We start from the raw sequence: 24,218 nt of genomic DNA on the forward strand, positions 1-24,218 counted from the left end.
TCTCCCAAAGAGTTCTCCCCAGAGATGAATTCCGTGCGGGCGTCTATTCGATTTCGGTCGAAAATAGCGCGTGGTACCAGCATCAGAGCTCGCGCGTGCGGTCGTGTCAAGGCGCCGCCGCCGGGCGGCGATGACAACTAGCTACTGGCAACAAGGTGCCAGCAGGCGATCGTGGCCCGGCGCGGGGAGCCGCCCGTAGGGTCGCAGTAACTTCCAGTGGTGACCATTTGAATAACGCTGGTGTCCATCGTTTTCCCCGTATGGATATTACGGCTCGAGGTGGCGCATTCATGGTTCAGGACTCGATTCAGTCGGACGCCCGGCGCGATTCGTCGGTCGAGCCGGTCGCTGTGGTGGGCCTTTCCTGCCGGCTTCCCAGGGCGGACACCCCCGAGCGTTTCTGGCGCCTCCTCCGGGACGGCGTGGACGCGGTGACCGAGGTCCCCGCCGGCCGGTGGCCGGACGCCGCCGCCCCCGGCCGGGGCGGGTTCGTCGACGACGTGGACGGTTTCGACGCCGCCTTCTTCGGGATCTCCCCGAACGAGGCCGCCGCCATGGACCCGCAGCAGCGGCTGGTCCTGGAACTCGCCTGGGAGGCGCTGGAGCACGCCGGGGTCGCCCCCACCACCCTGCGGGACGCGGCGGCCGGGGTGTTCGTCGGCGCGATCTCCAACGACCACGCCGCCCTGCTCGGCGAACCCGGGCGGCACACCTACGTCGGCGCCAACCGGGCGATGATCGCCAATCGCGTCTCCTACTTCCTGGGTCTGCGCGGCCCGAGCCTCACGCTGGACACGGGCCAGTCGTCGTCGCTGGTGGCGGTGGAGCTGGCGTGCGGGAGCCTGCGTCGGGGCGAGACCGGCCTGGCCCTGGCCGGCGGCGTCAACCTGAACCTGCTCGCCCGGACGACCGACGCCATCGGCAGCTTCGGCGCGTTGTCCCCCGACGGGCGCTGCCACACCTTCGACGCCCGCGCGAACGGTTACGTCCGGGGCGAGGGCGGCGCGCTCGTCGTGCTCAAGCCGCTCGCCGCGGCGCTCGCCGACGGCGACACGGTGCACTGCGTGATCCTCGGCGGGGCCGTCAACAACGACGGCGGCGGCGACGGCCTGACCGTGCCGAGCGCCCGCGCCCAGCAGGAGGTCATCACGCTGGCCCGCCGCTCGGCCGGGGTCGCCCCCGAGGAGGTCCAGTACGTCGAGCTGCACGGCACCGGCACGAAGGTGGGCGACCCGATCGAGGCCGCCGCCCTCGGCGGGGCCCACGCCGGATCCCGCCCCCCGGGGCATCCCCTGCTGGTCGGTTCGGTCAAGACGAACATCGGCCACCTCGAAGGCGCTGCGGGCGTCGCCGGACTCCTCAAGGTCGTGCTCAGCCTCAAGAACCGCGAGCTGCCGCCCAGCCTCCACTTCGAGAGCCCGAACCCGGACATCCCCCTCGCCGACCTGGCCCTTGAGGTCGTCCAGGCCTCCCGCCCGTGGCCCGCCCCCGGCGATCGGCTGGTCGCGGGCGTCAGCTCGTTCGGCATGGGCGGCACCAACTGCCATCTGGTCCTCGCCGAGGCCCCGGCGAGCACCGGGTCTCCGGACGCCGGTTCCCCGGACGTCCCCGGACCGCCCTGGGTGATCTCCGCGCGGTCGGCCGAGGCGCTCCGCGCGCAGGCCGGACGCCTCCGCGACCGGATCGACGGCGAGCCGGCGGTCCGCGCCGCCGACGTGGCGCTCTCGCTGGTCACGACCCGGGCGCACCTCGAGCACCGGGCGGTGGTCCTCGGCGAGCGCCGCCGGGAGGCGCTCGACGCGTTCGCCGGCGGGCGGCCCGACGAGTCGGTGGTGAGCGGATCGGTCGTCTCCGGCCGGCGGGCGTTCGTCTTCCCCGGCCAGGGGTCGCAGTGGGCGGGGATGGCCGCGGAACTGCTCGACGGGTCGCCGGAGTTCGCCGCGCTCGTCGCCTCCTGCGAGGCCGCGCTCGCGCCGTTCGTCGACTACTCCGTCCTCGGCGTCCTGCGCGGCGCGCCCGGCGCCCCCGGCCTGGACCGGGTCGACGTGGTGCAGCCGGCGTTGTGGGCGGTCATGGTGTCGCTCGCCGGGTTGTGGCGGGCGAACGGCGTCGAACCCGACCTGGTCCTCGGGCACTCGCAGGGCGAGATCGCCGCGGCCACCGTCGCCGGGGCGCTGAGCCTGGCGGACGGGGCGCGGGTCGTGGCGCTCCGCAGCCGGGCCATCGCCGGGATCGCCGGGCGCGGCGGCATGATGTCGGTCGCCGCGCCGCTCGACGTCGTCGAGGCGGCCGTGCGCCCGCTATCGCCGGAAGTGGGCGTCGCGGCGTTCAACGGCCCGCGCTCGGCGGTCGTGTCCGGGCCGCGCGCGGTCCTCGCCGGACTGGGGGAGCGGCTCGCCGCCGACGGGCACCGGGTCAAGCTGCTGCCGGTCGACTACGCCTCCCACTCGCCCGAGGTCGAGAGCGTGCGCGACGAGGTCGTCGCCGCGCTGGCGCCGATCCGGCCGGTGCGCTCGGCGATCCGGTTCGTCTCCACCCTCACCGGCGAGCCCATGGACACCTCCGGGCTCGACGCCGGGTACTGGTACCGCAATCTGCGGCAGCCGGTCCGGTTCGCGCAGGCCACCCGGTCGGCGCTCGACCTGGGCGCCGCCCTGTTCGTCGAGTGCAGCCCGCATCCGGTGCTCGGCGGGGGCGTCGCGGAGACGGCCGAGGACGCGGAGCGGGACGTCGCGGTCGTCGGGTCGCTGCGGCGCGGCGAGGGCGGGACCGACCGGTTCACGCGGTCGCTGGCCGAGGCGTACACGGCGGGGGCCCCCGTCGACTGGGCGGCCCGGGGCGACGCCTCGGCCCGGCGGATCGACCTGCCGACCTACCCGTTCCAGCGCCGCCGGCACGGCCAGGCGGCGATCGTGCCCCGCTCCTCCTCCCCGGTGGTCACGACGGCCGGTCCGGAGACGGGCGACGCGCCCGCCGGGCTGTCGCGGCGCGAGATCCGCGACCTGGTGCTCACCACCGCCGCCGGTGTCCTCGGGCACCAGGACGGCACGGGCGTGGAGCCGCACCGGACGTTCAAGGACCTCGGTTTCGACTCGGCGGCCACGGAGGACCTGCGGGCCCGGCTGCGTGCCGCGCTCGGGACGCGGCTGCCCACCGGGCTGCTGTTCGACCACCCGACGCCCGACCGGCTGGCCGACCATCTGTACACGCTGACCGGCGGCGGCACGGTCGCCGCCGCCCCGGCCGAGCCGACCGGCCCCGACGGCGACCCGATCGTGGTGGTCGCGATGGGCTGCCGCTACCCCGGCGGCGTGACGACCCCCGAGGAGCTGTGGCGGCTCGTGCGCGCCGGGGCCGACGCCGTCGGCGCGTTCCCCGAGGACCGGGGCTGGGACCTCGACGCGTTGTCGGGCACCAGCGACACCCGCCACGGCGGCTTCCTCACCGGCGCGGATCTGTTCGACGCCGGATTCTTCGGGATCAGCCCGCGCGAGGCGGTCGCCATGGACCCCCAGCAGCGGCTGCTGATGGAGGTCTCCTGGGAGACCGTCGAACGGGCCGGCCTGGACCCGGCCACACTCGACGGCACCCCCACCGGCGTCTTCGTCGGCGCGATGTCCTCCGACTACGGGCCGCGCCTGCACCGGCCCACCGGCGTCGCCGACGGCCATCTGCTGACCGGCACCGCCCTCAGCGTCGCCTCCGGCCGGATCGCCTACACGCTGGGCCTGCGCGGCCCCGCGATCACGGTCGACACGGCGTGCTCGTCGTCGCTGGTCGCGATCGTGCTGGCCATGCAGGCGCTGCGGCGGGGCGAGTGCTCGCTGGCGCTGGCCGGGGGCGCGACCGTGATGTCCAACCCCGGGCTGTTCGTCGAGTTCAGCAGGCAGGGCGGCCTGGCCGCCGACGGCCGCTGCAAGGCCTTCTCCGCCCAGGCCGACGGCACCGGCTGGGGCGAGGGCGTGGGCATGCTCCTGCTCGAACGGCGGTCGGACGCGGTCCGGCACGGCCACCCGGTCCTGGCCGTCCTGCGCGGCGGCGCGATCAACCAGGACGGCGCGAGCAACGGCCTCACCGCGCCGAGCGGCCAGGCCCAGCGCGACGTCATCCGCCAGGCGCTCGCGGACGCCCGCCTGTCGCCCGCCGACGTGGACGCGGTGGAGGCGCACGGCACGGGAACCCGGCTCGGCGACCCGATCGAAGCCGAGTCGATCATCGCCGCCTACGGCGCGGACCGCGATCCGGACCGGCCGGTCTGGCTCGGCTCCCTGAAGTCCAACGTCGGGCACACCCAGGCCGCGGCCGGGGTCGGCGGCCTGATCAAGATGGTCAAGTCCCTGGAGCACCGCACCCTCCCGCGCACCCTCCACGCCGACGAGCCCACCACCCAGGTCGACTGGTCGGCGGGCCGGGTGCGCCTCCTCACCGAACCGGTCGGCCTGCCGGGCGACCGGCCGCTCCGGGCGGCCGTCTCCAGCTTCGGCATCAGCGGCACCAACGCCCACGTCATCCTGGAACGCGAGCCGGTCGCCCCGAGCTCCGCGAGCTCCGCGAGCTCCGCGAGCTCCGCGAGCTCCGCGAGCTCCGCGAGCTCCCCGACTTCCGCCACCTCCCCGCTGGTCTGGGTGTTGTCGGCGAAGACCGGCGGCGCGCTCCGGGAGCACGCGGTGCGCCTCGGCGCGTTCGCCGAGGCCGCCGCCGATGAGGATCTGGCCGCGGCCGGACCGCTGCTGGCGCGGCGGGCGGCCTTCGCGCACCGCGCGGTCGTGGTGGCGCGGGACCGGGCGGACCTCCTCGAAGCACTGGCGGCGGTCGCCGCCGGCACGCCGCACGCGGCCGTGGTGGCGGGCGTCGCCGCGGGCCCCTCCCGGCCGGTGTTCGTCTTCCCCGGTCAGGGGTCGCAGTGGGCCGGGATGGCCGTCGAGCTGCTGGCGTCCAGCGCCGTGTTCCGGGAGCACCTGGCCCGGTGCGACGACGCGCTCAGGCCGTATGCCGGCTGGTCGGTGGCGGACGTCCTGCGGGGGGCCGAGGGCGCGCCCGAGCTGGAGGGCTCCGACGTCATCCAGCCGGTGCTGTTCGCGGTGATGGCCTCGCTGGCCGCGTTGTGGCGGTCGGTCGGGGTGGATCCCACCGCCGTGGTCGGGCACTCGCAGGGGGAGATCACCGCGGCGTACGTCGCGGGGGCGCTGTCGCTGGAGGACGCGGCCAAGGTCGTGGCGCTACGCAGCAAGGCGCTGATGAAGCTGGGCGGCACCGGCGGCATGCTCGCCGTGTCGCTGCCGGCCGACCGGATCGATCTGGCGCGCTGGGACGGCCGGTTGTGGCCCGCCGTGTACAGCGGCCCGGCCAGCACGGTCGTCGCCGGCGACCTGGACGCGCTGGCGGAGTACGCGGCGGAGTGCGGCGAGGCCGTGCGGACCCGGCCGGTCGCGATCGACTACGCCGCGCACACCCCGCACATCGCGGCGCTGCGCGAGGAGCTGCTGGCCACGCTCGGCGACGTCACGCCGCGCCCGACCGAGGTCGCGTTCTGCTCGGCCCGCGACGGCGCGTTCATCGACCCCGCCGAGCTCACCGCCGACTACTGGTTCACCAGCCTCCGCACCCCGGTCCGTTTCCAGCAGGCGATCGAGGCGTTCGAGGGCACCCCGGTCTTCATCGAGGCCAGCCCCCATCCGACGCTGACCGGGCACGTCCAGGACACCCTGGCGGCGGCCGACCGGCCGGGCGGGGCCACCGGCACACTCCGGCGTGACCAGGGTGGTCTCGCGCGGTTCCTGACGGCGGTCGCCCACGCGTACACGCTGGGCGCCGAGATCGACTGGGCCGCCGCGCTCGGCGGCGGGCCGGGCCACCACGTCGAGCTGCCCACCTACCCGTTCGAGCGCAGCCGCCACTGGCTCGACGGCGACGCCCCCGCGGGGCCGGGCGCCTCGGGCCACCCCCTGCTCGGCACGGTGGTGGCGCTGGCCGACGACGGGTTCCTGCTCAGCGGGCGGGTGTCGCGTGGCGGCGCGCCCTGGCTGGGCGACCACGCCGTCGACGGCGAGGCGATCCTGCCCGGCACGGCGTTCCTGGAGTTCGCGCTGGCCGCCGCGGCCGCCGCGGACTGCGAGGAGGTCGAGGAGCTGACGATCGAGGCGCCCCTGCCGCTGCGGGGCGCGTGGTCGGTCGAGGTCCAGGTCGCGGTCGCCCCCGCCGACGAGCAGGGGCGGCGCGCGTTCACCATCCACGCCCGCCCGGCCGCGGACGCCGAGAACCCGTGGACCCGGCACGCGGCGGGCACACTCGCGCAGTCGGCCACGGCACCGGCCCCGGCATCGGCCTGGTCGCCCGGCACGCCCGTGGACGTCGCCGACGCCTACCAGCGGCTGGCCGACCACGGCTACCAGTACGGCCCCGCCTTCCAGGGCCTGCGCGCCGCCTGGCGGTCCGGCGCGGACACCCATGTGGAGGTCGCGCTGCCCGAGCCGCTGCGTGGAGAGGGGTTCACCCTCCACCCGGCGCTGCTGGACGCGGCTCTCCACCTCCTGGTGCTGGAGGCCGCCGACGAGGCGCGCGACCCCGGCACGCTGCTGCTGCCCTTCTCCTGGACCGGGGTGCGGGTGTCCGCCCGGGGCGCGGACGCGCTCAGGGTGCGCCTGTCGGGCGACTCCCTGACGATCTACGACGGCACCGGCTCCCCGATCGCCGAGGCGGACGCGCTCCATCTGCGCAGGGTGCCCCGGGGCGCGACGCGGCCCGCCGCGCAGATGTACGGCCTCGACTGGGTCGCGGCGGAGACGCCGGCCGCCGACCTGAGCGACCGGCGCTGGGCCGTCGTCGGGCTGGAGGAGTTCGCCGACGAGATCGGCGCGGCGCTGGACGCGGCCGGGGTGGTCGCGGCACGCGGCTATGACCTGGTGTCCGTCGCGGAGATGTCCGTCGGCGGCGTCCCCGCCACCGTGCTGGCGCCGATCCCGGCGGACGACGACGACCTGCCCTACGGCGCGCACGACGCCATGAACCAGGCGCTCAACCTCATCCAGGCCTGGGTGGGCGACGACCGGTTCGCCACCTCGCGGCTGGTGTTCGTCACCCGGGGGGCGCGCACGTCGCCGGCGGGCGGCGCGCTCTGGGGGCTGGTGCGCTCCGCGCAGTCCGAGCATCCGGGACGGTTCGTCCTGCTCGACGTGGAAGAGGGGTTCACCGCCTGGGGCGCGGCCGCGGCCGCCGTGGCGGCGGGCGAGACGCAGCTCGTGACGGGCGACGGCACGGTCCTGGTGCCCCACCTGGCCCGCCGGAGCGTCGCCGGGAACACCGAGGGGCTGGGCGCGGGCACCGTGCTCGTCACCGGCGGCACCGGCGGGCTGGGCCCGCTGGTCGCCCGGCGACTGGTCGAGCGGCACGGCGTGCACGACCTGCTGCTGGTCTCCCGGCGCGGCCCCGACGCGCCCGGCGCGGCCGAACTGCGGGCCGAACTGGAGGCCAGGGGCGCCCGCGTCACCGTCGCCGCCTGCGACGTGTCCGACCGGACCCGGCTGGCGACACTTCTCGCCGGCCACCGGGTCACCGCCGTCGTCCACGCCGCCGCCGTCCTGGACGACGTCACCGTCGAGGGCATGTCGGCCGGACGCCTGGACAACGTGTTCGCGCCGAAGGCCGACGCCGCCTGGCACCTGCACGAACTCCTCCCCGAGGCGACCACCTTCCTGATGTTCTCCTCGGTGGCGGGCGTGCTCGGCAACGCCGGCCAGGGCAACTACGCCGCCGCCAACGCCTTCCTGGACGCGCTCGCGGCCCACCGCCACGCCATGAACCTGCCGGCCGTCTCCGTCGCCTGGGGCCTCTGGGACACCGGATCGGGGATGTCGGGCACGCTGTCCGAGGCCGACACGGCCCGCCTGGCCCGCGCCGGCATCGCTCCGATGAGCACCGAACAGGGCCTGGAGCTCTTCGACGCGGCACTGACCACGCAGGACCCTCTTTTGGTGGCCGCGACCTGGGACCGCGCCGGGCTTCGCGCGAGGGCGGCGGCCGGGGAACTGCCCCCGCCGCTGCGCGGCCTGGTCCGCGCCCCGAGCCGGACCGCGGGGAAGGGCGCCGAGCAGGCGACCGGAACGGGCGGCCTGGCCGAGAGCCTGGCCCGCCTCACCCCGGACGACGCCCGGGCCCGCCTGGTCGACGTCGTCCGCGCGCACGTCGCCGCCGTCCTGGCGCACGGCGCCGCGAGCAGCATCGGCGTCGACCGCGCCTTCAGCGAACTCGGCTTCGACTCCCTCACCGCCGTCGAGTTGCGCAACCGGCTCACCACCGAGACCGGGCTGCGGCTCTCGCCGACGCTGATCTTCGACCATCCCACCGTCGAGGCCCTCGCCGACCACCTGTTCCACACCCTGGCGCCCGCCGCGCCCACCGCCGAGGACACGCTGCGCGCCGCGCTGGAACAGGTCGCGTCCATGGTCGCCGCCGCCAACGGCGACGGAGACTCCCTCCGCGAAAAGCTCGTCGCGATTCTGCAGAGCGGCCTGGAAACCTTCGGGGCCGCCCCGACCACCAGGCTCCGAGGGTGGCCGAGCGGCACCGCGGACGCGGCGGAGCGGCTCAGCTCCGCCTCGGACGAGGAGATCTTCGCGCTGCTCGACGACCGGGCCAAGGCGTCATTCCTGAGGTCCTCACCGGAAAGGTCCGAACATGGCGACTGAGGACAAACTGCGCGAATATCTCAAGCGCGCGATCGTCGAGTTGGCGGAGGCCCGGCAACGGCTCAGCGACAGCGACGACCGCCGGCACGAACCCATCGCGATCGTCGGCATGGCCTGCCGCTATCCGGGCGGGGTCACCAGCCCGGAGGAGTTGTGGGACCTGGTCGCCGCGGGCGGCGACGCCATCGGCGACATGCCCGCCGACCGCGGCTGGGACGTCGAGGGTCTCTACGACCCCGACCCCGAGGCGATGGGCCGGTCGTACGCCCGGCACGGCGGTTTCCTCTACGACGCGGGCGACTTCGACAACGCGTTCTTCGGGATGAGCCCGCGCACCGCGCTGGCCACCGACCCGCAGCACCGGCTCATGCTGGAGACCTCCTGGGAGGCCTTCGAGCGAGCCGGCATCGACCCGGCCACGCTGCGCGGCAGCCTCACCGGGGTCTACGTCGGCAACATGTACAGCGACTACTCCTCGCGGTTCACCGACGGGGCGGTCCCCGAGGGGGTCGAGGGCACGCTGCTGGTGTCGAGCGCGCCCAGCGTGCTGCCGGGGCGGGTGTCCTACACCTTCGGGCTGGAGGGCCCGTCGATCTCGGTGGACACGGCCTGCTCCTCCTCGCTGGTCGCCATCCACCTGGCGGTGCAGGCGCTGCGGCGCGGCGAGTGCACGATGGCCCTCGCGGGAGGCGTCACCGTGATGGCCACGCCCGACTCCTTCGTCGAGTTCTCCCGCCAGCGCGCGCTGGCGCCCGACGGGCGGTGCAAGTCGTTCTCCGCCGACGCGGACGGCGTGGCCTGGGGCGAGGGCGCCGGCATGCTCCTGCTGGAGCGGCTGTCGGACGCGCGCCGGGGCGGCCGCCGCGTGCTGGCCGTCATCCGCGGCTCGGCCGTCAACCAGGACGGCGCCAGCAACGGGCTCACCGCCCCGAACGGCCCGGCCCAGGAGAAGGTCGTCGAGCAGGCGCTCGCCGACTCCCGGCTGGAGACCCGCGACGTCGACGCCGTCGAGGCGCACGGCACCGGCACCCGGCTCGGCGACCCGATCGAGGCGGGCGCGCTGCTCGCCACGTACGGGCAGGGCCGCTCCAAGGACGGCCCGCTCTGGCTCGGCTCGGTGAAGTCGAACATCGGCCACTCCCAGGCCGCCGCCGGGGTGGCCGGCATGATCAAGATGGTGCTGGCGATGCGGCACGGCGTGCTGCCCCGCACGCTGCACGCGGACGACGCCGACAACCAGATCACCCAGCTCGACCAGGCGGGTCAGGGCGCCGGGATCCGGCTGCTGACCAGCGCACGCCGCTGGTTCCGCGACGGCCGCCCGCGCCGGGCCGGCGTCTCCTCGTTCGGCATCGGCGGCACGAACGCGCACGTCATCCTCGAAGAGGCCCCCGAGCAGCCGGAACCGCCGATCCAGGCCCCCGCGGTCGCCGGCGCCCCGCACGCGTGGCCGCTCAGCGCCCGCACCGCCACGTCGCTGCGCGAACAGGCCGCCCGGCTGCACCGGCTGGTCAGCGCCGACCCGACGATGACCCCCGCCGACGTCGCGCACGCCCTGGCGACCCGGCGGGCCAGGTTCGAACACCGCGCCGTCGTCGTCGGCCACGACCGGGAGGCCCTGCTGGCCCGCCTCGGCGGCCACCTCCAGAACGAGTGGATCACCGGCACCGCGCCGGACCGCCCCCGGCTGGCGTTCCTGTTCACCGGACAGGGCGGCCAGCGGGCCGGCATGGGCCGCGAACTGGCCGCCGCCTCACCCGTCTTCGCCGCCGCGCTCGACGAGGTCTGCGCCGCCCTGGACCGCTACCTGGACCGGCCGCTCCGCCAGGTCATGTGGGCCGAACCCGGCACGCCGGACGCGGCGCTGCTGAACAAGACCCGCTACACCCAGCCCGCGCTGTTCGCCTACGAGGTGGCCGCCTACCGGCTGCTCGAATCGCTCGGTGTCACCCCCGACTTCGTGGCCGGCCACTCCGTCGGCGAGTTCGCCGCCGCGCACGTGTCCGGCGTCTGGTCGCTCGCCGACGCGGCCCGGCTGATCGCCGCCAGGGGGCGGCTCATGCAGGCGCTGGACGTGCCCGGCGCGATGGTCGCCATCGAGGCGGGCGTCGACGAGGTACGGCCCGGCCTGACCGGCCAGGTCGGCGTCGCGGCTGTCAACGGGCCCGCCTCCGTCGTCGTGTCCGGCCCCGAGGAGGCGACGCTCGCGGTGGGGGCGCGCTGGCGCGAACTCGGCCGCCGCACTCGCAGGCTGCCGGTCAGCCACGCCTTCCACTCCGCGCTGATGGAGCCCATGCTGGCCGCGTTCGAGGCCGAACTCCGCACCGCCCTGTTCACCGAACCGCAGATCCCGGCCGCCACCAACCTGGGCGGCGACGCCACCTGGACCCGGCCGTCGTACTGGCTGGACCAGATCCGGCACGCGGTGCTGTTCCAGCCGATGATCGAACGGCTGGAGGCGGAGGGCGTGCGCGCCTTCCTGGAGGTCGGGCCCGAGGCGGTGCTGGCCGGGATGGCGCACGACTGCGTCACCGGGACCGGCACGGTGATCGCCTCACTGCACCGGCGGCAGCGTCCCGAGCCCGACTCGCTCGTCGACTGCCTCGCGCGGGTGGCCGTCACCGGGGTCCCGGTCGACTGGGCGGCGCTGTCCGGCGGCGGCGCGCACGTGGAACTGCCCACCTACGCCTTCGACCGTGAGCGGTTCTGGCTCAGCTCGCTCCTCCGCACCGGCGACGTGACCTCGGCCGGGCTGCGCGACGCCGGCCACCCCCTGCTGGGCGCGGCCGTCGACCTCGCCGACGACGGCACCACGATCCTCACCGGCCGGCTCGCCGTCTCGTCCGCCCCCTGGCTGGGCGAGCACGTGATGCTCGGCTCGGCCGTGCTGCCCGGCGCCGCGCTGGTCGACCTGGTGCTCGACGTGGGCGGCCGGATCGGCTGCGACACGATCGAGGAGATCATGTTCGAGGCGCCGCTGGTGCTGCCCTCCCGCGGCGCGGTCGACGTGCAGGTCGTGCTCCAGCACGCCGACGGCCCCCGCCCGATCCGGGTCTACTCCCGGCCCGCCGGCGAGCCGGAGGCCGTCTGGACCCGGCACGTCTCCGGCCTCGTCAGCGCGGCGCCCGCCCCGGCGACGGCCGCCGCCTGGGCCGCCGAATGGCCTCCCGCCGACGCCGTCCCCCTCCCCGTCGACGGCGGCTACGAGCGGCTGGCCGACCTCGGCTACGAGTACGGCCCCTCCTTCCAGGCCGTGCGCGCCCTCTGGCGGCAGGGCGAGGACCTGCTCGCCGAGGTCGCCCTCGACGACGACCAGGACGTCACGGGGTACGGCGTCCACCCCGCCCTCCTGGACGCGATGTTCCACCCCGTGCTGCTGGCCGACACCGCCGCCGGTGAGCTCCGCCTCCCGTTCGAGTTCCGCGGCGTGCGGTTGCTGGCCGCCGGGGCGCGCCGCCTGCGGGTCCGGCTCACCTCCGTCGACGCCGACGGGTGCGCCGTCCAGGCGGCCGACAACCTGGGGCGGCCGGTGTTCTCGATGGAGTCGCTCCGGGCCCGGCCGGTCCCGGCGTCCGCGCTGGCCGCCTCGACCGGCCCGGTGCCGCACGGCGTGGACTGGGTGGAGGTGAGCGGGCCGGCCGGGAACGGATCCGGGTTCGCGTTCCCGGAGCCGGCCCACCTCGCGTCGCTGGAACCCGTGCCCGTGTTCGTGGTGACCACCCTGACCAGCGGCGACGGCAATGTGCCGGCGGCCGTGCGCGAACTGTCCGGACAGGCGCTCGACCTGATCCAGACCTGGGTGTCGGGCGACCGCTTCGCCGGTTCGCGCCTGGTGTTCCGCATCCGCGCCGACGATCTGGCCGGCGCCGCCGTGCTGGGCCTGGTGCGGTCGGCGCAGTCGGAGCACCCCGGCAGGTTCGTCCTGCTGGACGCGGAGCCCGACTTCACCGCCTGGGGTTCGGTCGCCGCCGCGGTGGAGGCGGGCGAATCGCAGCTGACGGCCCGTGACGGCGTCCTGCTGGCCCCCCGGCTGGCCCGCCGGACCGCCGGACCGGCGGCCGGGCTCAGCGAGGGCACGGTGCTGGTCACCGGCGGCACCGGCGGCCTGGGCAGCCTGGTCGCCCGGCGGCTGGTGGAGCGGCACGGCGTACGGGATCTGCTGCTGGTCTCCCGGCGCGGCCTGGACGCGCCCGGCGCGGGGCTGCTCGTCTCCCAGCTCGGCGGTTACGGAGCCCGGGTGACCGTCGCCGCGTGCGACGTGTCCGACCCGGACGCGCTGGCCGCCGCGCTCGCGCTCGTCCCGCCCGACCGGCCGCTCACCGCGGTCGTGCACACGGCCGGGGTGCTCGACGACGCCACCGTCGACGGGCTCACCCCCGCCCGCCTCGACACCGTGTTCGCGCCCAAGGCCGACGCCGCCTGGCACCTGCACGAGCTCACCCGAGGCCTGCCGCTGTCGGCCTTCGTGCTGTTCTCCTCGCTGGCCGGCGTGCTCGGCAACCCGGGCCAGGGCAACTACGCCGCCGCGAACACGTTCCTGGACGCCCTGGCCGCGCACCGCCGCAAGGCGGGCCTGCCCGGCGTGTCGATCGCGTGGGGGCTCTGGGAGACCGAATCGGGAATGTCCGGCACGCTGTCCGAGGCCGACACGGCCCGGCTGGCCCGCGCCGGCATCGCCCCGCTCACCGTCGAGCAGGGCCTCGACCTCCTGGACGCGGCGCTCGGCAGCCGGGAACCGCTCGTCGTGGCGGCCCGATGGAACACCGCCGGGCTGCGGGCCAGGGCCGAGACGGGAGACCTGCCCCCGATCGCCCACGGCCTGGTCCGCCTCCCGCGCCGGGTCGCCGCCGGAGGACCGGCGGCCGGGCCGGGCCCGTCCGGCGGGCTCGGGGAACGGCTGGCCGGGCTGTCGGAGCCCGACGCGCTGCGGCTGCTCACCGACACCGTCCGCGCCCACGTCGCGGCCGTCCTGGCGCACGGAAATCCCGCCGGCGTCGGCGTCGACCGGGCCTTCAGCGAACTCGGCTTCGACTCGCTCACCGCGGTCGAACTCCGCAACCGGCTCAACGCCGAGACCGGCCTGCTGCTCCCGGCCACGCTGGTCTTCGACCACCCGACCGTGAACGCGTTGACCGACTACCTGTTCAAGACCCTCGCCCCGGCCACCAACTCGCCCGTGGAGATACTGCGCGGCGCGCTGGAACACGTCGAATCGATGATCACGGCAGCCGCCGGAGACGCGATCAGGAACAAGGTCGTCGCGATCCTGCAGAACGGCCTCAACCGCTTCACCGCCGCCGACGCCACGCGTGAGGCGGGCGACGCGGACGACGTGGCCGGCCGGATCGACTCGGCCTCCGACGAGGAGATCTTCGCGCTCATCGACAACGAGGGGTGACCCGTGACCACTGAGGACAGACTTCGCGACTACCTCAAACGCGCGATCATCGAGCTGGAGGACACCCGCGAGCACCTCGCGGAGCTGGAGGAACGCCGGCACGAGCCAGTCGCGGTCGTCGGCATGGCCTGCCGCTACCCCGGCGGGGTGACCAGCCCCGAAGAGTTGTGGGAGCTGGTGGCCGGCGGCGTGGACGCGATCGGCGAGTTCCCCGCCGACCGGGGCTGGGCCACCGACCTGTACGACCCCGACCCGGAGGCGGTGGGCAAGTCGTACACCCGCCACGGCGGCTTCGTGTACGACGCGGGCGACTTCGACGCCGCGTTCTTCGGGATGAGCCCGCGCACCGCGCTGGCCACCGACCCGCAGCACCGGCTGGTGCTGGAGTCGTCGTGGGAGGCGTTCGAACGGGCCGGCATCGACCCGGCCACGCTGCGCGGCAGCCTCACCGGGGTCTACGTCGGCAACATGTACGAGCACTACGCCGGCCGCTTCATCGGCACGGTCCCGGCCGCGGTCGAGGGCACGCTGTTCACCTCCAGCGCCTCCAGCGTGTTGTCGGGGCGGGTGTCGTACACCTTCGGGCTGGAGGGCCCGTCGATCTCGGTGGACACGGCCTGCTCCTCCTCGCTGGTCGCCATCCACCTGGCGGTGCAGGCGCTGCGGCGGGGCGAGTGCTCCCTCGCGCTCGCCGGGGGCGCCACCGTGATGGCCTCGGCGGAGCCGTTCATCGAGTTCTCCCGGCAGCGGGCCATCTCCGCCGACGGCCGCTGCAAGTCCTTCAGCTCGACCGCCGACGGCGCGGCCTGGGCCGAGGGCGTCGGCATCCTGCTGCTGGAGCGCCTGTCGGACGCGCGGCGCAACAACCGCAGGATCCTCGCGGTGGTGCGCGGCTCGGCCGTCAACCAGGACGGCGCGAGCAACGGCATGACCGCGCCCAACGGCCCCGCCCAGGAGCGGGTCGTGCGGCAGGCGCTGGCCGACGCGCGGCTCGACACCCGCGACGTCGACGCCGTCGAGGCGCACGGCACCGGCACCCGGCTCGGCGACCCGATCGAGGCCCAGGCCCTGCTCGCCACCTACGGACGCAAGAGGGGAGCCGACCGGCCGCTCTGGCTCGGCTCGGTGAAGTCGAACATCGGGCACACCCAGGCCGCCGCCGGGGTGGCCGGCGTGATCAAGATGATCAAGGCGATGGAGCACCGGACCCTGCCGATGACCCTGCACGTCGCGGAACCGACGCCGCATGTGGACTGGTCGTCGGGAGGGGTGCGGCTGCTCACCGAGCCGGTCCCGCTCCCCGCCGGCCGGGTGGTCCGGACGGCCGTGTCGAGTTTCGGGATCAGCGGCACGAACGCCCACCTCATCCTGGAGGAGGCGCCCGCCGCCGAGACCGAGACCGAGACCGAGGCCGAGGCCCCGGCCGGCGGTCCCCTCGTCTGGGTCCTCAGCGCGAAGTCCGCCGCCTCCCTGCGCGGCCAGGCCTCCCGGCTGAGCGGGTTCGCCGGCGACGCCCCCGAGGCCGACCTGTCCGCCGCCGGCCGGCTCCTGGCCCGCCGCTCCGGCTTCGCCCACCGCGCCGTCGTCGTCGCCGCGGACCGCGCCGAACTGGTCGCCGCGCTGACCGCCCTCGCCGAGGGCGCCCCGCACCCCGCCGCCGTGACCGGGGTCGCCCCCGCCGACACCCGGCAGGTCTTCGTCTTCCCCGGTCAGGGCTCCCAGTGGGCCGGCATGGCGGTCGACCTGCTCGACTCCAACGAGGCGTTCCGCGCGCAGATGCAGCGCTGCGAGAAGGCCCTGCGCGTGCACACGGGCTGGTCGGTCACCGGTGTGCTGCGCGCCGACGAGGGAGCGCCGGAGCTGGCGGGCACCGACGTCGTCCAGCCGGTCCTGTTCGCGGTGATGGTCTCCCTGGCCGCGGCGTGGCGCTCGTTCGGCGTCGAACCCGCGGCCGTGGTCGGCCACTCCCAGGGCGAGATCGCCGCCGCCTGCGTGGCGGGCGCGCTCTCACTGGAGGACGCCGCCAAGATCGTCGCGCTGCGCAGCCGGGCCCTGGTCAAGCTGAGCGGCACCGGCGGCATGCTCGCCGTGTCGCTCCCCGCCGGGCAGGTCCGCGACCTGCTGGAGCCCTGGCGGGACCAGATCTGGATCGCGGTGCACAGCGGCCCCGCCGGCTGCGTCGTCGCCGGCGACGCCGACGCGCTGGACGCCTTCACCGCCGCCCACGGCGGCGCCGTCCAGATCCGCCGGATCGTGGTCGACTACGCCTCCCACACCCCGCACGTCGAAGCGCTCCGCGAGGAACTGCTGGCCACCCTGGACGGCGTCGCGCCCCAGGCGACCGACATCGCGTTCAGCTCCGCGCACCGGGGCGAGTTCATCGACACGGCCGACCTGACCACCGCCTACTGGTACGAGAGCCTCCGCAACCCGGTCCTGATCGAGTCGGCGGTCACCGCCTTCGCGGGCACCGGCACGCCGTTGTTCGTCGAGGTGAGCCCGCATCCGGTGCTCGGCCACGACCTGCGGGAGATCTGCGAGTCGGCCGGGATCCCGGCGGGCGTCGCCGCGACCCTGCGCCGGGGAGCGGGCGACCATCGCCGCTTCCTGACCGCGCTGGCCGACGCGTACGTCCTCGGCGCGGAGGTCGACTGGAGCGCGGCCGTCACCCCCGGGCCCGACCACACCGTGGACCTGCCGACGTACGCCTTCGAGCGCCGCCGCTACTGGCTCGGCGCCGCCGGGCCGGCCGGGATCGCGCCCGCCGGGATCGACGCCTCCGGCCACCCCCTGCTCACCGCCGTGGTGCCGACGGCCGACGACGGATTCCTGCTCACCGGGGAGCTGAGCGCGGCGACCGCGCCCTGGCTGGCCGACCACGCCGTCGAGGGCGGCGTGCTGCTGCCGGGTGCGGCCTTCGTCGAGCTGGCCCTCGAAGGCGGCGCGCTCGCGGGCTTCGACCACCTGGAGGAACTGGTCATCGAGGCGCCGCTGTTCCTCTCCGAGGGCGACGCCGTGCCTCTTCAGGTCATCGTCGGCCCGCCCGGCGCCGACGGCCGCCGCGCCGTCGGGGTCTTCGCCCGCACCGGCGTGACCTGGACGCGGCACGTCTCCGGGTTCCTCGTCGCCGGCCCGCCGGAGGCGGCGGACCTGTCCGCCTGGGCGGCCTCCTGGCCGCCCGCCGACGCCGAGCCGGTCCCGGTCGACGGCGGCTACGAGCGGCTGGCCGACCTCGGCTACGAGTACGGCCCGGCCTTTCAGGGCGTGCGCGCCATGTGGACCCGGGGCGCCGAACTGTTCGCCGAGATCGCCCTGGACCTGGACGTCGCCGGGTTCGGCATCCACCCGGCCGTGCTGGACGCGGCCTTCCACCCGATGGTGCTGGCCGCCGGGCCCGGCGCGCCGCGCCTGCCGTTCGCGTTCCGGGGCGTCACCCTGCACGCCTCGGGGGCCACCCTGCTGCGGGTCCGGCTGGTCCCGTCGGGGGACGACGCGACGGTCGAGGCGGCGGACGCGTCCGGCCGCCCGGTGTTCTCCATCGGCGACCTGCGGGTGCGGACCGCCCCGGCGCGCACGTCCGTCGCGCGGGGGCCCGTCCTCCACGGGATGGACTGGGTGAAGCTCGCCGTGCCGGCCGCAGACGAGACCCCGTTCGTCTTCCTCGGGGCCGGTCCGCTCCCCGCCGACGTGCCGGGATTCGTCGTCGCCACGGTCGGCGCCGGCCCGTCGAGCGAGCTGCCGGCCGCGCTGAGGGAGGAGTGCGGCCGGGCGCTCGACCTGATCCGGACGTGGGCGGGGGACGAGCGCTTCGCCGACTCCCGCCTGGTGTTCGTGACCCGGCCGGGTGATCTGACCGGCGCGGCCGTGCGCGGGCTGGTCCGCACCGCGATGTCGGAGCACCCCGGCCGGTTCGTGCTCCTGGAGGCCGCGGAGGGGTTCACCGACTGGCCCGCCGTGGCCGGCGCGGTCGCGGCGGGGGAGACGCAGCTCATGGCCGTGGACGGCGCGCTGCTGGCCCCCCGCCTGGCCCGCCGGACCCCCGAACCGCCCGAGCCGCCCGGCCTCGGTGAGGGCACGGTGCTGGTCACCGGCGGCACCGGCGGCCTGGGCAGCCTGGTCGCCCGGCGGCTGGTGGAGCGGCACGGCGTACGGGATCTGCTGCTGGTCTCCCGGCGCGGCCTGGACGCGCCCGGCGCGGGCGAGCTGGCCGGCGACCTGGGCGCGCTCGGCGCGCGGGTCACGGTCGTCGCGTGCGACGTCGCCGACCGCGCCGCGCTGGCCGCCGCGCTCGCGCTCGTGCCGCCCGACCGGCCGCTGACCGGCGTCGTGCACACCGCCGGCGTCCTGGACGACGCGACCGTCGAGCAACTGGACGGCGACCGCCTCGACACCGTGTTCGCGCCCAAGGCCGACGCCGCCTGGCACCTGCACGAACTCACCCGCGACCGGCCGCTGTCGGCCTTCGTGCTGTTCTCCTCGCTGGCCGGCACGCTCGGCAGCGCCGGGCAGGGCAACTACGCCGCCGCGAACGTGTTCCTGGACGCCCTCGCCGCGCACCGCCGCGAGACCGGCCTGCCGGCCGTGTCGATCGCCTGGGGCCTGTGGGACGCCGGCAGCGGCATGACCGGCGGCCTCACCCACGGCGACGTGGCCAGGATGGCCCGCTCCGGCGTCGCGCCGCTCCCCGCCGAAGCCGGCCTGGACCTGTTCGACGCCGCCCTCGGCAGCGCCGAACCGCTGGTCGTCGCCGCCGGCTGGGACGTCGGCGGGCTCCAGGCCCGCGCCGAACGGGGCGACCTGCCGCCGATGCTGCTCGGGATGGTCCGCGCGCCGCGCCGGCAGGCCGCGTCGGGCGGCGCCCCGGCCGCGCCCGCCGGCGGCGACCTGCCAGGACGGCTGGCCGCGGTGCCGGAGACCGAGGCCAGGCGGCTGCTCACCGACCTCGTCCGCGGCCACGTCGCCGCCGTGCTGGCGCACGGCAGCGCCGCCGGGATCGACGTGGACCGCGCGTTCAACGAGCTCGGCTTCGACTCCCTGACCGCCGTCGAGCTCCGCAACCGGCTCAACGCGGAGACCGGCCTGCGGCTGCCCGCGACGCTCGTCTTCGACCATCCGACGGTCACCGCGCTGACCGGCTACCTGTTCCGGAGCCTCGCCCCCGCCGCACCCTCGCCCGAGGAGACGCTGCGCGGCGCGCTGGAGCGGGTCGAGGCCGAGCTGGGCTCCCTCAACGGTGAGGCGGACGCGGTCAGGAACAAGCTCGTCGCCATCCTCCAGACCGGCCTGACCAGGCTCGCGCCCCCGGCCGACGCGACGGGAGTGGTGGCGAAGATCGGCTCGGCGTCCGACGAGGAGATCTTCGCGCTGATCGACAACGAACTCTGACCGCCGTCCCGACCACCACCCCTCGCTACTGGAAAGGCTCGACAGATGGGGAACGAGGAAAAACTCCGCGCCTACCTCAAGCGTGTGACCGTCGAACTGACCCAGACGCGCCGCCAGCTCGCCGCCGCCGAGGACCGGACCCACGAACCGGTCGCGATCATCGGCATGTCCTGCCGCTACCCCGGCGGAGGCGAGACGGTCGAGGGGTACTGGGACATGTTGTCGCAGGGCCGCAACGGCATCTCCGAGGTGCCGGCCTCGCGCTGGGACATCGACGACTACTACGACCCCGACCCGCGCACCCCGGCCGCCATGTACACCAGGCACGGCGCGTTCCTGCCGGAGATCACCACCTGGGACGCCGAGTTCTTCGGCCTGTCCCCGCGTGAGGCGCTCCGCGTCGACCCCCACCACCGGCTCCTGCTGGAGCTGACGTGGGAGGGCCTGGAGAACGCCGGCGTCTCCCCGGCCCGGGTGGCGGGCAGCCGCACCGCCGTGGTCATCGGGCTGATGGACACCCTCCAGTACGGCCGTCTCCAGCTCGAACGCCAGGGCCGGGACGCGCTGGCCGACCCCTATCTGGCCTCGGGGGTGTCCGCCAGCGTCGCCGCCGGGCGGATCGCCTACCAGTTCAACCTGTCGGGCCCGACGCTCACGGTCGACACCGCCTGCTCCTCGTCGCTGATCGCGGTGCACCTGGCCGCCGAGAGCCTGCGGCGCGGCGAATGCGACCTGGCCGTCGCGGCCGGGGCGTCGCTCACCATCCACCCCACCAACTTCATCCAGGCCTGCGCCGGCGGGATGCTCTGCCAGGACGGCATGTGCAAGACGTTCGACGCCGACGCCGACGGCTACGTGATGGGGGAGGGCGCCGGCCTGGTCGTGCTCGAACCGCTCTCCAAGGCGATCGCGAACGGCCGCCGCATCCGGGCCGTGCTGCGCGGCTCCGCCGTCAACCAGGACGGCCGCAGCAACGGCCTCACCGCCCCCAGCCGCAGCGCCCAGGTCGCGGTGATCACCAGCGCGTTGGCCGCCGCCGGCGTGTCGCCCGACGACATCGACCACGTCGAGGCGCACGGCTCGGGCACCCACCTCGGCGACGCGATCGAGCTCGGCGCCCTGCACGACGTCTTCGGCGGCCGGTCGGCCGAACGCCCCCTGCGGGTCGGCGCGGTCAAGACCAACATCGGCCACACCCAGGCCGCCGCCGGCGTCGCCGGGCTGATCAAGTCGGTGCTGATCCTGGAGAACCGGCTCATCCCCCAGACCCTCAACCTGACCCGGCCGTCCCCGGCCGTCCCCGCGGACGGCTCGATCCAGCCGGCCGCCGGCGCGGTGCCGCTGCCCGGCGAGGGCACGCCGCGCCTGGTCGGGGTCAGCTCGTTCGGCCTGTCCGGCACCAACGCCCACCTGGTGCTCGAATCCGCGCCGCCGCCCGGACCGGCGGCGGTAGCCGAAGGTCCGCACGCGCTGCCCCTCTCGGCCGCCGGCGACGCGGCGTTCCGGGAGCACGCCGCCCGCCTCGCCTCCTGGCTGGAGGACCACCCCGGCGCCGACCTGGCCGACGTCGCGCACACGCTGCGGACCGGCCGCGCCGAGCACGACCACCGCCGCGTCCTGGTCTGCGACGACGTGGCCGGGGCCGTCCGCGGGCTCCGGGCCGCCGCCGCCTCTGGACCCGCCGCGCGCGTCAAGGGGCGGCCGCGCGTCGCCTTCCTCCTCCCCGGCGTCGGCGACCAGTACGCCGGCCTCGGCCGGGAGCTCTACGAGGCCGAACCCGTCTACGCCGAAGCGGTCGACCGCTGCGTGGAACTCCTCGGGGACGTCGACCTGCGCCCGCTGTTCGAACCGGCCGAGCGGACCGCCTCTTCCGGAGACCTGGCCGTCCTGCTCGGCCGCGCGCAGGAATCCACAGGGGCCGACGACCGGCTGGCGCACGCCGAGGTCGCCCACCCGTTCCTGTTCACCGTCGAGTACGCGCTGGCCCGGCTGCTCGCGCACCGGGGCGTGCGTCCGGACGTGCTGCTCGGCTACAGCCTCGGCGAATACGTCGCCGCCACCCTGGCGGGGGTCTTCACCCTGGAGGACGCGCTGCGTGTCGTCACCGAACGCGCCCGCCTGATCAGCGCCGTCCCGGCCGGGAAGATGGTCGCCGTCGCGGCCGGCGAGGACCGGGTCCGCGCCTTCCTCACCGGGACCACAACCGGCGTCGCCGCGCTGAACGGCCCCTCGATGACCGTCCTCAGCGGCGCGCCCGACGAGATCGACGACGTCACCCACCGGCTGCTCGCCGAGGGCGTCGCCTGCCGCCCGCTGCGCTCCGCGCACGCCTTCCACTCGACGCTGCTCGAACCCGCGCGGGAGAAACTGGCCGCGCTGATCGAATCGGTGCCCCGGCGGGCCCCGGCCACCACGATCCTGTGCAACCTCACCGGCCGGCCGATGACCGCGGAGCAGGCCACCAGCAGCGCGTACTGGGCCGACCAGCTCGTCAGCACGGTCAGGTTCGCCGACGCGGTGGGGCACTGCGTCGAGCAGGACGTCGACGTGTTCGTCGAACTCGGCGCGGGGCAGACGCTCGGCGGGCTGGTCCGGCAGAACCTCGCGGGCGGGTCCCGGGCCGCGGTCCTGGGCACCCTGCCGGCCTCCTGGGCCGGTGGAGAACCGCGCGACGCCCGGGTCGAGCTCCTGGAGACCTGCTCCCGGTTGTGGGAAGTCGGCGCGGGCGTGACCTGGGAGCGTGTCCAGCCGGGTCCGGGCCGCGTCGTCAGCCTGCCGGCGTACCCGTTCCAGCGGACCCGCTTCTGGCCCGAGATCGGGGAGGGCGGCAGCTCGCCGGTGCCGTCCGCCCGGCCGGCCGAACCGGCGGATCTCTGCTTCGCCCCCGCCTGGCAGCGTGACCCGGCGCGCCCGGCCGTCCCCGCCGACCTGCGGCTGGACGGACCGCTGATCGTGTTCGCCGACTCCGGCGGCGTCGGCACGGCGCTCGCCGACCGCGCCGCCGCCGCGGGCACGCGGGTCGTCGAGGTGGTCGCCGGGACCGGGTTGCGCCGCGAGGGCCGCCGCCTGGTCATCGACCCCCGCGACCCCGCGCACTACGCCGAGGTGTTCGCCCTCGCCGACGGTGACGGGCCGGTCCGGGTGGCCCACCTGTGGAGCCTCCTCGCCGACGACCCGCGCACCGCCGTCGAATACGGCTTCGACAGCCTGCTGCTCGCCGCCCAGTCCCTCGGCGACCGGGACGTACGGCTGCTGACCGTCACCCGGGGGGCCGCCGAGATCCTCGGCGCGGACGCGACGGCCCCGTACCGGGCGGTGACCCACGGTCTGGGCCGCGCGATCCGGCACGAGTACGCGGGCCTGGACTGGACCGGCGTCGACCTCGACCCTGACGCGCCGGACGCCGACGCCGCCGCTGCGCAGATCGGCCGCGAACTGCTGCTGGACATCGGCCACGACGACACCGTTCACGACCGGGTCTCCGGCTGGCGGCGCGGCCGGCGCTGGCTGCGCGGCTGGGCCGAGGCGCCCGCGGTCCCCGACCCGCCCTCGCCGTGGCGGGAGGACGGCGTCTACCTGATCACCGGTGGCACCCGCGGCCTGGGAATGGCGCTGGCCCGGCACCTGGTCCGGGCCGGGGTGCGCAGGCTCGCGCTGGTCGGCAGGACCGCGCTCTCCCACGACGCCGACCCTGAGAGCAGGGCCGGGCGCAGCCTGCGGGACGTCGCGGAACTGGAGGCCGCCGGAGCCGAGGTGCTGCTGCTCACCGCCGACGTCGGCGTGCCCGCCGAGCTCCGGGCCGCGCTGGAGGGCTGCCGCGACCACTTCGGCACGCTCACCGGCGTCGTCCACGCCGCCGGGCTGCCCGCCGGCGGGATGGCGCGGCGCAGGGCGCTCGCGGACGCGGGAGCGGTGCTCGCCCCCAAGGTCCTCGCGATGGGCCCGCTGGCCGAACTCGTCGGCCCGGGCACCCCCGCCGACCGGCGGCCCGAACTGCTCGTCCTGTACTCCTCCGCCGTCACCGCGTTCGGCGGCATCGGCGAGAGCGACTACTGCGCCGCCAACACCGTCCTGGACGCCTACGGCGAGGCGCTCGCCGCCTCGGCGCCCTCCACCCGCGTCGTGTCGATCGCCTGGGGCCCCTGGCAGCACGACGACTGGCAGGCCGAAAGCCTCAAGACCGCCACCGGCCTGGCCGAACGCGTACGCGCCTACCGCGAGCGGTACGGCTTCGCCGACGACGCCGGCTGTGCCCTGCTGGACCGGATCGTGGCCGGTGGGCACGGCAGCGTCCTGGCGGTCCGGCAGCCGCTCGGCGAGGTGCTCCGCGACTGGTCCGCGATGGTCGACCTCGACGCGCTGGTCGGAGCGGCCACGGCCGTCTCGCTCAGCGAGCGCTTCCCGCGCCCGGAACTGCGCACCGACTACGCGGCCCCCCGGACCGAGACGGAGACCGCCGTCGCCGAAGTGTGGGCCGCCTACCTCGGCATCGACCGGGTCGGCGTCCACGACCCGTTCTTCGACCTCGGCGGCAACTCCCTGGTCGGGATGGCCATGGTGATCGCCATCGAGAAGGAGCTCGGCGTGCCGATCGCGCCCGCCGTGCTGTTCGAACACCCGACCGTGGCGGAGTTCGCCGCGGCGGTGGCCGGAGACGCCGCCGAAGGCGCCCGCCAGGCTCTGGACACCAGCTCGGCGCGGGGGTCGCGGCGTCGCCGCGCCCGCTCGGGGACGCGAAAGTGAGGACACCC

At 75.6% G+C, this 24,218-nt stretch carries 4 protein-coding genes; all 4 read left to right on the forward strand.

Annotated elements, in window-relative coordinates:
- Positions 1-290: 290 nt before the first annotated feature.
- From QSK34_RS04680 to QSK34_RS04695, 4 genes are read left to right on the forward strand one after another with little or no spacing between them, the layout of a single operon-like run.
- On the forward strand, positions 291-8,684 hold the full coding sequence (locus QSK34_RS04680) for a type I polyketide synthase (RefSeq protein ID WP_285580261.1): 8,394 nt from the start codon (positions 291-293) through the stop codon (positions 8,682-8,684).
- Positions 8,674-14,082 carry a type I polyketide synthase gene (locus QSK34_RS04685; RefSeq protein WP_285580263.1) on the forward strand — a complete coding sequence of 1,803 codons (5,409 nt, stop codon included), beginning with the start codon at positions 8,674-8,676 and terminating at the stop codon, positions 14,080-14,082. The genes QSK34_RS04680 and QSK34_RS04685 overlap by 11 nt, the downstream gene beginning before the upstream one ends.
- A gap of 3 nt (positions 14,083-14,085) precedes the next feature.
- The gene (locus tag QSK34_RS04690; protein ID WP_285580265.1) at positions 14,086-19,467 is read left to right on the forward strand and encodes a type I polyketide synthase; all 5,382 of its coding nucleotides are present in this window, start codon (positions 14,086-14,088) and stop codon (positions 19,465-19,467) included.
- A 45-nt stretch (positions 19,468-19,512) separates the two neighbouring features.
- Positions 19,513-24,210 (forward strand): type I polyketide synthase, encoded by a 4,698-nt coding sequence (locus tag QSK34_RS04695; RefSeq protein ID WP_285580267.1) that lies wholly within the window; start codon positions 19,513-19,515, stop codon positions 24,208-24,210.
- The last annotated feature ends 8 nt before the right edge of the window (positions 24,211-24,218 follow it).

The organism is Herbidospora sp. NBRC 101105, assembly GCF_030269205.1.
Lineage (GTDB): Bacteria > Actinomycetota > Actinomycetes > Streptosporangiales > Streptosporangiaceae > Herbidospora > Herbidospora solisilvae.

Coding starts and splice junctions, on each gene's coding strand:
- QSK34_RS04680 (WP_285580261.1), top strand. CDS start 291: ATGGTTCAGGACTCGATTCAGTCGGACGCCCGGCGCGATTCGTCGGTC.
- QSK34_RS04685 (WP_285580263.1), top strand. CDS start 8,674: ATGGCGACTGAGGACAAACTGCGCGAATATCTCAAGCGCGCGATCGTC.
- QSK34_RS04695 (WP_285580267.1), top strand. CDS start 19,513: ATGGGGAACGAGGAAAAACTCCGCGCCTACCTCAAGCGTGTGACCGTC.